Below are 12,410 nucleotides of genomic sequence, written 5' to 3'. Positions count from 1 at the left end.
AAGCCGTAAAACATTTAGTAAATGTTTTACGGCTTCTTGTTGCGTTTACAACGTTTTTATGATAGTATCTTTTTATTGCGTATGCAACAATATTGTAAAAAGGATGTGAACTATGTCTAAAGACAACACTCAACAAGACCTGGGATCTGAAAGCATTATTAAATTGCTTATTAAGTTCTCTATTCCTGCGATTATTGGCATGGTTGTGAATATGCTTTATAACGTAGTAGATCGTATGTATATAGGTAATATTCCTCATGTTGGTGGCCTTGCTATTACAGGTGTTGGTATCACTATGCCAGTTACACAAATTATTACAGGATTTGGAATGCTTGTAGGAATTGGTACCTGTGCAAGTATCTCTATTGCATTTGGTAAACAAAACAAAAAGGAAGCCCAACGTTACTTGGGGAATGGACTTCTAGGGATTATCACCCTTAGTATTCTAGTTGCTGTATTAGGTAATTTATTTGCTGAACAAATCCTTATATTGTTTGGTGCTAGTGAAAATACACTCCCTTATGCACTAAGCTACATTCGTCCTCTTCTTTGGGGAACAATCTGTAACCTATTTGCTTTTGGACTCAACAATTCAATTCGTTCAGATGGTAATCCCAAACTTAGTATGCTCACTATGATCATTGGAGCTGCTATTAATATTATTTTAGACCCAATCTTTATCTTTGCACTTGATCTAGGTATACAAGGTGCAGCTTATGCTACTGTAATCTCTCAATTTATTGCAGGTTGCTGGGTACTTTATTACTTTACTAAGAGTTCAAAGTCTTCTATTAAGATTACATTAGAGGATATGAAGCTAGATTTAGGTATTATGAAAAATATTTTAGTCATTGGGCTTGCACCATTCTGCATGCAATTTGCAAGTAGTATTGTCTCTGTTATTGCAAACAAGTCTCTGATGATGCATGGTGGTGACTTAGCTATTGGGGCTATGGCTATTATCACTTCTATCTCAACCATTTATATCATGCCTATTTTTGGTATTAACCAAGGTGCACAACCTATTATTGGCTATAATTTTGGAGCAAATAAATTTGAACGTGTAAGACAAACTTATATGTACAGTCTTATTGCATCTACAGTCTTCCTTTTCATCAGCTTTATTTTCGTTCAAACGTTCCCTTATATAGCTGTTGGTATGTTTAATAACGATCCTGAACTTACTGAAATTACAGTATCTGGTATGAGATTATTCTTACTCTCTATGCCTATTATTGGTATACAGATGACTGCTTCTAACTACTATCAAGCAGTTGGAAAAGCAAAAAAAGCTATGGTCATTAGCTTATCTCGACAAATTATTTTCCTTATTCCTTGTTTCTTAATTATTCCACGTTTCTTAGGACTTCAAGGTGTATGGTTAGCAGGACCAATTGCAGATTTACTTGCAATTGCTTTCTCAAGTATTTTCATCTTTAAAGAAATGCGTGAGTTAAAAAAAATGGCCAATGATCCTGAGCTAAGCATGAAATCAGCTAGCCCAGACTTAGTCGCCTAATTTATTTTTAAAAAAGCCATTATAATACTAACCTTTTGCAAGGTGTATTATAATGGCTTTTTTGCTATCTTTTTTATTGTGCTGACTTTTCTTGCTGTGCTTTTAGTAAATCTCTAATTTCGGTTAGAAGAATCTCCTCTTTAGTAGGTTTGGGCTCTTCTTTGGCTTTTTCCTGCTCCTTATGACTAAATCTACTAGCCATTTTATTCACTACTTTTACCATAATAAATATAGAAAGTGCAATAATAAAGAAATCTAATATAGTTTGGATAAACATACCATAGTTAATCACTATAGGATCTAGCCCTTCCTTTGATGGATCAATCACCCACTTCCAATTGGTAAAACTAATCTGTCCAACCAATAAACTAATCATAGGCATAATCATATCATTCACAAGAGAACTTACTACTTTGCTAAATCCACCCCCTATAATAACACCTACTGCCATGTCTAACACATTGCCTTTCATAGCAAATGCCTTAAATTCACTGATTGCCTTCTTCATTTATAACTACCTCCCTTTGATTTTTAGGTTGTTTAATACGCTTATATCTTTTAAACTATATTTATCAAATTTTGTTTATATAAGGAATCAAACTATGAAAAAATTTAAATATCCTATGCTGATTGCATTATGTATGTCTCTAATGCATCCATCACTTTTTGCAGCACCTATAGCAGAGCCACTATCACCTATTTTATCTAATCCCCTACATGAAGAGGAAGTGGCTATGGAGACATTAATCCTACCTAGAAACTTATACATTCTAGCTGGAGATACTCATACACCATCACGCTTAACCCTCTATGATAGAAATATAGTCCTATCACCTTCTAATGCTTATACACTAACTACCCAATCAACTTTTGGTACACGTACGCTCGGTCGTTGGTTCTATGAGAGTCTTGGTGAGGATGTCCTCACGCTCTCTTCTCCTTCTGATCTCACCCTTACATTAAATACAGCCAAGAACACTCTTACTCAATCTATGACTGTAGAAGTCGTAGATACTACTGATACTACACCAGTAAGGCTTCTTGCTGTAGGTGATAGTCTTACACGTATGGGAAAATACATTGAACATGTACAATCTATTCTTCCAAATGTAGAAACTGTGGGCACCATTACTTATAAGGGTGAAACTATCCAAAGAGAAGGTCGTGGTGGCTGGACCTTTAATAAATACTTTAATTATATCGGTTCTAGTGGCTATTTAGATAGCCCTTTTGTTTTCCCAACTTCTATCAATGGTACTGCTTATAAAGGCAACACAGATGATTGGAAAAAGGTCTGCGTAGCTAAACCTAGCGACACAACCTATGGAGGACTTCAAAAAGTTGCCCGTGGTTGGCAAGAGTCTGGTCCTTATCTTTATGATACCAATGGCTACTACAAATATCCTAGTCTTGGGGATGTAATGGTAGATCCCAGCTTACCTGAAGGCTCTAAATGGATAGAATGGAACGGTACTTCTTGGGTACCTCTTCCCATCCAACCTACTGAATTTGAAGTAAACTTTACAAAATATATGGAGCGTTTTGCTATAGCCTATCCAACTGGTGCCCCAACTCATATTAGTATTCTACTTGGTGCAAATGACTTTGGTACACATGATACACTTATGGATATGCCAGGTTTCCTTCATTATTTAGAACAATTCATTGCTTGTATCCATGCTTATGATCCATCTATTCATATCATTATTTGCACACCAACCCTTGCACCTCATGAGAATATGCTAACAGGAGATACAAGCAACTACTACCGCTATAATCGTAATATGAAGCTTGCTACTCATTATCTTTTACAAACTTATGACAATGATAAAAGCTTAGCTAGAAATATTTATATTGCACCTATGACCCTTACATTAGATACAGCTAATGGCTTTGACTATAAAACAACTGAGGTTGAAATAGATGGTGTCCTTACTACTCAAGTCATAGCTAAAAACAGCATTCATCCAAATGAATACGGAAATATTCTAATGGGCAATACTTTAGCAGCTGTTATTCAAAAGTTTAGACAATAAACTAGCCCCATCCTATCAAATCTAGTCCCTAAGTTGAATAGGATGGGGCATTTAATAATTAAGATTATTCTATTATTGTACTACCTAAACGCCATATAGAAATATTCCGTTCACCAACTTCTCTTAATACACTTTCCCAATATGATAAAGTCTCTTCATCTGCATACCATACTTCATGAGAAAATTTCTCTTCATCTTCGTATCTAAAGACAATACTTCTACTATCTTCCTCTCGATACGGTACCTCCCCTTGTTCTTTAAGAAGGGCTAATGCTTCTTGTGTATTTAATGCTTTCACACTACCATCTTCTCTAAAATCAAATCCTCCTGTAGCTAGTGCATATCCTCGTTCATTAGATACCTGTTTCATCCTCTCTACTAATTCTAATAAAAAATTCTTATTAGCTTTTGGTCCTGGTGATGTTCCATATCCAAATAGGTTATAACACATCATAATATATTCTGGACCTTGTGGAAAATCTAATTCATTTATAGGAGTACTCGGTTCTAATAGTACACGTACAGGCATCTCATAGTCTTTAGCCTTTTCATAAAGCTTATCCAAAAATACTAGGTACTGATTCCAAAGTTCTTTATCTGACTTTATGCCTTCATAGTCTATTTCTATACCATCATATCCACCTTCTCTAACTAGTGTTAAAATTTCTTTAATATGTCCCTCCATAGCTATTTGATCTTCAAATAAATATTTTAATAGTGCTGTATCCTTTAATATAGAACCTCCATCTACTAATGCTTGGTCATTCACAATAGTCAAGTACGATATCCATTCTTCCTCTTTGAAATTCACTTCAACTTCTGTCTTAATATTGGTAATAGTAAATGGAATAAATAACTGTCTATCTTGATCAAAGTATGCTGCAAAATAGTTGATCCCTTTGATTTTTTCTTTCCAATAGTCTAACTCTTTATCTATAGCCTTAGTATCCCAGTAAGTAAGCCATACATTCTGACCTATTTTTGTTTCTTGAGGTCTCTCTTCAGAAATTTGCTCCTTCTTACATCCAACAAAAGATAAACAAATGAACACTAATATACTCATTTTAATAAAGTTGCTATACTTTTTCATAATATCTCCTTTATAGCGTTTCAATAAACCAATTAACAATATTATGTATTAACTTCTCTATCTTTTTCTTCATCTTTTCATAACTATCATAACGATTATCATATAGTATTGTTTGATTATCTACTGTACTTATCACTACTTGTTCAAAAACGCCATCATATACGTCATCATAAAGGTTTCTTTGACTATATCCTTCTACCCAACTTGACTCTAAATACAAACTTCCTTTGCCTTCTAATCCTATGAATATCTCTTCAAGTATTTCCTCATCTAACTGAATTTGCAATGTATCCTTATTAAGAATAACTTTCAGTGCATAGGCACCTTTGTCATGAATTTCGATTTGTTTAGTATTATCATCTTCTTCACTTATTTTTTTTTCATATAGAAGACTCTCTTTATTCTTAATACATTCATAAACATACAGTTGATTATTCACAATCTGTATCTTTATATAATTTTCTAAATTGTCATCTGCTCTTAGATAAAGGGATTGAGAACCTATTACATTCCCTGTAAGCCGTGTAGACACTATATAATTTTCATAGCTTGTGCTCTCTTTCAAACGAATTAGTCCACTAGACTTAGATTCAGATGTAAGTACAATATCTTCACCCCTATATTCAGCTGCTCCCCTTATAAGTTCCCAATCTTTCGTACGCTTATCATCTCCTATTACAAAAGTGACAGATACTTTACTATCATCTTGTATTCTCATAAGCAAATGATTTGGATACCAATAGCCTTGGCCTTGCATACGTGTTAAATCATATAGCGTACTCACTTTATTATTAAAAGAAAAGCCCTCTCTATTAAAGTTCATGGCAAACATTAATTTGATATACTGTTCATTTAAATCACTTACTTTTTGATTGTTGCCAAATGCACCTGTATTGGCATGCATAAGTACATGCAGCTGTGGTATATACCCTATACCTTCTTTATAAGCTTTTTCCAGAAGTTCATAATCTGCTATAATACGTTCTTTCATTTGAGCATATGTTTCTTTTGGAATACCATAATCATCTCTTATATAATCCATTAAATAATGATTATAGTTTCTTCCCAGTTGCGGTGCAAGTATATTAAATTGAGTAGACTCTAGTTCTCCTATGTAATGGTTCTCTTTATTAAATACATTGATATAGGACAAACGATATCCATTTGTACCAATTTCCCAAAAAGTGCTTCTTTCTAAATTTCCCAAGTCTTTTGCATCTAAAAATGCAGAATCTCGACTAAACATTTTGTCTCCATAGGTTACCATAGTCGCTTTAAAATTATACTTTTCTAATATTTTTTGTGCGAAAATAGCTGTCCCAGTATAGCCGTCTTCAAAAATGAGAAATAATGCTTTTTTAGGAAGCTTTTTGTCTTTTGTATAGTAATCTATCACATCTTGTTGTGTAATCGTTACATAACCATTGTTATAAAGAGCTTCCAGATGCTCCTCAAGTCTTTGAGTAGAAATCACTGTATCTGCCCCCATACGACTTACACCTAAATATGCAAGTGCAATAAAACCTGTATCTTCTTGACCCTTCTCATTTAATATTAAGTCATTAGTAAATGGTTCATAGCTTGTTGTATCAAATAAACTCTTTAATAGTATAATGAGCAATAGTAAAAGTACAATTCCTTCAATAATTCCTCTTATAAACTTTTTATAATCCTTTTTCGAAACAAGTCGTCTATACATAATCCTCCCTTTCTTCTAATGTCTCATTTACTCTATGCTTCTGTTTCTTCATTTTTCTATTTTTAGTTCTTTTTTCTTTACTTTGCTCTTTTTTCTCTAAGGCCTCAATATCACTTGGTGTCATACGTGTACCCCATGTTGATTTCCAAAAAGTAACCCATGCAATAGGCATTTGCCATAATAAAATTCCTTCATAGAACAAACAAAAAACCAGACCAAATAGCCAAGTAGTACTCCTTCTTAATAATAGCTGGGCTATACTCATTAGCAGCGCCATCATTAGCAATCCTACTAAAAAAGTGGTAGGAAAAGTTTTTTGTGTAATCGGCACAATAATCAAATTATAGATAACAACAATAGGAGCTAATATAGGTACCAATAAACCTATATAAAAAGATATAGCTGCAAAAGGCTCTTTACGCCACATAAATTTACCGGCCATCAAAGACTCTCGTAACCACGAACGCTTCCATCTCATTTGTTGCTTCAAGAATACCTTATACTTATTAGGTACAACAGTAGAACATACTGCACCATCTTGATAACTTGTACGATGATGAGCTAACACAAAATTAGTCATGGCCCGGTCATCTCCAAATGTTGCCTTTTGTCCCAGAAAACTTTGATTAAGCCATGCATCTATGTTCTTAATAACAATATCCTTACGATAACAAGCAAGAGGACCTGAAAGACACGTTACTGAATCAAAATAAGCTTCAGCTGCTTTCATAATACGAAAAGCAATATAATATCTAACAGACTGCATCTTTGTTAACGTATTTGTATATGTATTAGCTACATCTGTTCTTCCTGCTACACCACCCATTTTAGGGTCCTTAAAAGGTTGAACTAAATATCTTATAGCTAAAGGATCCAAAAAACTGTCCGAATCTACAAATACCACTAGTTCATGTTTTGCAACAAGAGATCCCTTTGCCAATGCCTCTCGCTTACCTTTATTTTGCTCTTGTACAATATAAGATAGACGGTTTTTTATATCATAGCGCTCTCCCTCTCCTTTTAATCGTTCTATAATCTCTTTAATTTTCTCTACAGATTGGTCGTTTGAACAATCATCAACCACAATAACCTCTAACTTATCTATTGGATAATCTTGATTCATGCAACTTATAATCGTTTGCTGAATCCATGTTTCCTCATTAAAACAAGGAATGAGTATTGTAACACCTGGTGTATAGCCAGGATTAATCCTTTCTGGTCTATAACATGCACCAAAAATATAGCGCGTTAATAAAAAAACTGCTGTTACAATACTATACAAATACATCCATTTATTAAACTTGAAATAAATTATGCTTTCTACACGCATCAAAATAATAAAAAATGTAATAGCAGCTAACAAGATACTAGATATAATCACTGTAAATATATCCTTTGTTTGCCTTGCTTTATCATACAGATTAGTTTCAAATTGTACCCCTATATAGGTAAAACCTTCTTCATCAAAGTCTCTTATATACTGTGCCTTTAAAGAAACCCTCATCTCTAATCCCTCAGGCATACTACCTGGTTCAATTTGGAATTTCAATTTTATTCTTGAAGCATTTTTTAGATATTGTATTTGTTCCTCTTTAGCTACTCTTAAAAGCATACCCGTTGTAGATATATTAATTCCTTCTACAAAAAATACTTCTTTATTTCCTTCTGCTGTCTCACAAATAACTTTCACTTTATAAGCGACACAATAACGCAGTCCACTTTTTTTATTAGTGTAGCTATCCCCCCTACGATCATGGTCTGAACGGATATGTTCTGGATCCGGCACATAAGGTAACAGTCTTCTATCTTGATTAACCTGTAATAACTTATCTTCTATCTTCTCTTGTGCACTAATTTTCTTTTTAATGTAACCTCTCATTCTTCTCCTTCTTTACTTTAAATAGTCACTCAGACGTGCAAAGCTATAACCTTGTCGTAAATAATAAGGGATTACTACATCAAGTGCCTCTGCCGTATACTTTGCTTCATCTGACATATGCATAACTACATTACTTCCATTTTGTAAGATAACACTATTGCCTCCATTCGTCTCTATCCCTTCTATAAAATCATCAATAAGCTGTGTAGCACTTGTTGCTTCATAATCATGAGTAGAGAAATCTCCTGAAATAATATATTGATAACCTACTTCAAATATTGCTTCTGCTCCTTTTTTACTTACTGCTAGAGTAGGTGGTCTAAAATATGATGTTAGAACTGATCTCCCATCTATCTGAACATCTCCTATAATAGCTCGTAACTTTTCATAAGATAATACAACATCTTCTCGTAGCATAGATACTTCCTCATCTGATATTTCTGTAAACATACCTACTTCTTCTCCTTTATTTGCAAGTACTCTATGCTCATCTGAATGACTTGCTATATCATGTCCTTCTAATGCAATTGCTCTTACAAGATTGGGATTGTGTTGTATATAGTTCGTTCTAATAAAGAAAGTAGCTTTTACATTATGCTTCTTTAGTACATAGAGTAATTGATTAATCGCAGCATCAGATCCCCAGTCATCAAAGCTTAAAAATATAACTGGTTCGTCTGTAAATCTTCCCGTTGTATCTAATTGTTCAATTTCTGTACTACTAAAGCCGGGAAGTGATAACTCACTATTCACAAATTGATTACCTATATAACGTTTTTTAAGTTCCTCTAATCCATACTGTATTTTATTATCTATCCGTATAGTTTCTTTTACGTTTTGTAACAAATTCTTCTCTTCCACTGGATAAGAATAAATCTCATTTCCTTGAGCTAATTCTTTTATTGTTGCAAATTTATAACTCCCCATCAACTTCCCTCTATCTAAATAACCTGTATTATCTACCTTTTCATTTTTAATATACTTCATTACTTCTAATAGTACTTGGTGATCTTCATAATAATCCATTCTAAAATAGACTATTTCTCCTCTTTTTAGAGCCTTATTCCCTTGATTAGAAATGACTTTTATAATTTCTTCACTTGTTGAGGTTTTAGGAATACTTGACCTTGCTATGGCAATATCTTGTCCAATAATCTCAGTTCCTGTTGCTGAAACAGCCTCCAACATTTCATCTGTATACCTCACATCATAAGGATATCTAATATAAGTTGCTACTTGTCTATATTGCGTTTTTATTATATTCTGCATCTTAAGTATACTTGTAGCAACAGATAAATAATCTGATTTTTGCACATCAATAAGCATCATTTGAAGTTCATGCCCAGCTTGTACAATTGTCCTTATTTCTTCACTATTTTCAAGCAAGTCTTTTTCACTTACAAAAAAAGTTGCTTTTATATTTTCTATTTTAAGTGTCTCAAGAATATTTGCTAAGACAACTTGTTCCTTAACACCATAAAAACTATAATTTACTGCTGCCTGTGTGGTATAAATCTTTCCATTAGTAGAAGCTAATTTCCCTTTATTGCTTATTCTTAATGCTTTTGCTTGCTGAATAATCTCTTGATTGCTTTGAGCTATCGTATTTTCATCCTCTTCATAAATTTTATCCGAAGAATCCTCCTGTACCACGTACTCTGTTTGATTAAAATATATATCTTCTCTTACTAGTTCTTGTACTTTATTTACCATAGAATCTGTATGTAATCTAGACAATTGCTCACATAAAACTACTTGATACTCTTCTTCTTGTAGGGCTTTTAAAATCCATTCTATAACATTTATTAAACGTTCTTCTTCGCTTAATTCTTTACGTTCTATCAACTCTATCCCTGTTTTTTTATCTTCAGCTGGTTTTTTATCTTGCATCGGCTTAACATATTCTTCTTCACTTAATTCACCATTCATCTTTACCGTAATAATAGCACCTTTAGGCAATTTTTTGATGTAATTAAGTGTCTGCTCATACGATGTAAAGCTTCTATAATTTAAGATATAATTACTTTTTACAACCTTCTCATATCCGCTGGCATATGCAGTCTGTAATATCTTCTGTGTATAATCTGTAGCACTACAATAAAGTAATTCATGCTTTTTCTGTATAATATTCTTTTGAATAATACCATTGGCACGGACAAAAGAATTAATTAATTCTTCTTCTGTTTTCATTTCAAGTTTTCCGCTGCCATCAAGTCCAGTACTTCCTATACTATGTCCTTGTTCATTCACCCTATTTAAAAACTCTGTTTCTTCTGCTGCATCTATTCCTGATACAAAGAATGTGCTTTTACTTTGATAGTCACTTAACAGCTGTAATACCTTTTCATTTATTTTCTGAGTGGATAGACCTACTAAGTTAAATGCCATTACTTTTTCTCCAACTGATACATCTGCAATTACTGTAGCTTCTTTTCTTTGTTTGAGCTTTTCAAATGCCATTTGTACTGCTTGTTCTGGATTATTAACTATATACTGTTGAAATTGATCCATATGCGCTTGTTCCATGCCTGTTATATAACTTAATCCCCACCAGAATGCTCCAATAACTACTAGAATTGTTACACTAATAACTACTATTTTTTTCATCATCACTACCTCTACAAGCCCCAATAACTATAGCCACATTCTTGTGCTTCTTCTTTATTAATAATATTTTTTATATCTATTATTACCATTTCTTCATCTTGTTCATTTTTAAAATATGCTTTAAATAGTTCTATTGCTATTTTTTTAAATGCTTGATGGGCTACAGCAAATACAATACAGTCCACTTCATCTACCTCATGAGAGTCTACCAATTTTATTCCATATTCTTGCATTGCCTCATTAATATCTGCCATAGGATCTGTAACGACTACTTCAACACCATACTCTTGTAAGTATTCAATAATATCTACTACTTTCGTATTTCTAATATCTGGACAATTTTCCTTAAATGTTAATCCCAAAATCCATACTTTGGCTCCATTTATTCGCTTATTAGCCTTTATCATGTTTTTAATGATCATCTCTCCAACAAATTGACTCATACCATCATTAATTTTACGTCCAGCACCTATTATTTGAGATTGATAATTCATACAAGAAGCTTGATAAATAAAATAATAAGGATCCACACCTATACAGTGTCCCCCTACTAATCCAGGTGTAAATTTTAAAGCATTCCATTTAGTATTCATTGCTTTAACTACTTCATAAGTAGAAATCCCAATTTTTTCAAATACTACAGCAAGTTCATTCATAAATGCAATATTAATATCTCTTTGTGCATTTTCAGCTAACTTAGTAGCCTCTGCTACCTTAATACTTGAAGTTTTGTATACGCCAGCTTTCACAACTAATTCATAGGTTTTAGCCACTTCTTGTAGCGTGTCAGAATCGATACCAGAAACTATTTTAACAATATTATGCACACGATGTTCTCTATCTCCTGGATTAATTCTTTCTGGAGAATAACCGACTCCAAAATCTCTACCTACTTTAAGTCCTGATACGTTCTCTAATATAGGTATGCATATTTCTTCTGTTACACCTGGATAAACAGTAGATTCAAATACTACTATTGTGTTTTTTGTCAAATTACGTCCCACAACTTCACATGCTGCACGAAGGAGTGATAAATCTGGTGTTTTGTCAGAATAAATAGGTGTTGGTACGGCAACTATGATAAAGCTTCCTTCTCTTATGTATTGCTCATTATCTGTAAAATATATAGTCGAGTTATGAAGAACTTCATTGCCTACTTCTTGGGTTATATCAATCCCCTTCTTAAAACTTGTAATCTTACTTTTACTAATATCAAATCCTATTACTTCAACATATTTTGCAAATTCAATTGCAATAGGTAAGCCTACATAGCCCAATCCAACAACTACTAATTTTGATTCTCTATTTATAAGTTGGTCATAAATTGTCATCCTTATCTGCTCCTCCTATATTATTCAGCACTTATTATATTTTATCAACTTTAAAATTATAGCATAATTTTAAAAAACACTTAACTTTAATATAATTTATTAGTTATTTTTTGTTTTATCTTGCTCAATTACTTTTTAAAACTTGACATTTTCCAAGTATAATATTTATAGTTATTAATTCTAACAAAATAGCAATAGAATAGCAATTTTTGTAGCTCTATTTATTTCTATTTAAAGATGAATAATATT

8 protein-coding genes are annotated in these 12,410 nt (G+C 32.9%); 2 read left to right on the top strand and 6 right to left on the bottom strand.

The window, feature by feature from the left end:
* Positions 1-112: 112 nt before the first annotated feature.
* Positions 113-1,519 carry an MATE family efflux transporter gene (locus PBV87_RS10955; RefSeq protein WP_271012295.1) on the top strand — a complete coding sequence of 469 codons (1,407 nt, stop codon included), beginning with the start codon at positions 113-115 and terminating at the stop codon, positions 1,517-1,519.
* A gap of 73 nt (positions 1,520-1,592) precedes the next feature.
* Here PBV87_RS10955 and mscL read toward each other — a convergent pair whose 3' ends face one another.
* A complete protein-coding gene (gene mscL, locus PBV87_RS10950; RefSeq protein WP_053984497.1) occupies positions 1,593-2,027 on the bottom strand; it encodes a large-conductance mechanosensitive channel protein MscL in 435 nt (144 codons plus the stop codon).
* A gap of 94 nt (positions 2,028-2,121) precedes the next feature.
* On the opposite strand from mscL, the gene PBV87_RS10945 reads away from it, so the two are divergent.
* Positions 2,122-3,555 carry an SGNH/GDSL hydrolase family protein gene (locus PBV87_RS10945; protein WP_271012294.1) on the top strand — a complete coding sequence of 478 codons (1,434 nt, stop codon included), beginning with the start codon at positions 2,122-2,124 and terminating at the stop codon, positions 3,553-3,555.
* A gap of 64 nt (positions 3,556-3,619) precedes the next feature.
* On the opposite strand, the gene PBV87_RS10940 is transcribed toward PBV87_RS10945, so the two are convergent.
* From PBV87_RS10940 to PBV87_RS10920, 5 genes are read right to left on the bottom strand one after another with little or no spacing between them, the layout of a single operon-like run.
* A complete protein-coding gene (locus PBV87_RS10940) occupies positions 3,620-4,645 on the bottom strand; it encodes a glycoside hydrolase family 18 protein (RefSeq protein ID WP_271012293.1) in 1,026 nt (341 codons plus the stop codon).
* Positions 4,646-4,655: 10 nt separating this feature from the next.
* On the bottom strand, positions 4,656-6,344 hold the full coding sequence (locus tag PBV87_RS10935; protein WP_271012292.1) for a polysaccharide deacetylase family protein: 1,689 nt from the start codon (positions 6,342-6,344) through the stop codon (positions 4,656-4,658).
* Positions 6,337-8,223: a glycosyltransferase family 2 protein gene (locus tag PBV87_RS10930; RefSeq protein ID WP_271012291.1), complete on the bottom strand. Its 1,887-nt coding sequence runs from the start codon at positions 8,221-8,223 to the stop codon at positions 6,337-6,339. Before PBV87_RS10930 ends, PBV87_RS10935 begins: the two co-directional genes overlap by 8 nt.
* A 12-nt stretch (positions 8,224-8,235) precedes the next feature.
* Complete coding sequence (locus tag PBV87_RS10925) at positions 8,236-10,830, bottom strand: polysaccharide deacetylase family protein (protein ID WP_271012290.1); 2,595 nt, start codon at positions 10,828-10,830, stop codon at positions 8,236-8,238.
* An 11-nt stretch (positions 10,831-10,841) separates the two neighbouring features.
* Entirely contained in the window at positions 10,842-12,161 is a 1,320-nt protein-coding gene (locus tag PBV87_RS10920) for a nucleotide sugar dehydrogenase (protein WP_271012289.1), read from the bottom strand.
* Between the last annotated feature and the right edge of the window lie 249 nt (positions 12,162-12,410).

Origin of the sequence: Holtiella tumoricola, assembly GCF_027857615.1 — a bacterium.
GTDB lineage: Bacteria > Bacillota > Clostridia > Lachnospirales > Cellulosilyticaceae > Holtiella > Holtiella tumoricola.
This window is presented reverse-complemented; position numbering and strand designations above follow the sequence as displayed.

What these genes read in the sequence shown, in the direction of transcription:
- mscL (WP_053984497.1), bottom strand. Translation starts at nt 2,027, where the DNA reads ATGAAGAAGGCAATCAGTGAATTTAAGGCATTTGCTATGAAAGGCAAT.
- PBV87_RS10935 (WP_271012292.1), bottom strand. Translation starts at nt 6,344, where the DNA reads ATGTATAGACGACTTGTTTCGAAAAAGGATTATAAAAAGTTTATAAGA.
- PBV87_RS10930 (WP_271012291.1), bottom strand. Translation starts at nt 8,223, where the DNA reads ATGAGAGGTTACATTAAAAAGAAAATTAGTGCACAAGAGAAGATAGAA.
- PBV87_RS10920 (WP_271012289.1), bottom strand. Translation starts at nt 12,161, where the DNA reads ATGACAATTTATGACCAACTTATAAATAGAGAATCAAAATTAGTAGTT.
- PBV87_RS10940 (WP_271012293.1), bottom strand. Translation starts at nt 4,645, where the DNA reads ATGAAAAAGTATAGCAACTTTATTAAAATGAGTATATTAGTGTTCATT.
- PBV87_RS10955 (WP_271012295.1), top strand. Translation starts at nt 113, where the DNA reads ATGTCTAAAGACAACACTCAACAAGACCTGGGATCTGAAAGCATTATT.
- PBV87_RS10925 (WP_271012290.1), bottom strand. Translation starts at nt 10,830, where the DNA reads ATGAAAAAAATAGTAGTTATTAGTGTAACAATTCTAGTAGTTATTGGA.
- PBV87_RS10945 (WP_271012294.1), top strand. Translation starts at nt 2,122, where the DNA reads ATGAAAAAATTTAAATATCCTATGCTGATTGCATTATGTATGTCTCTA.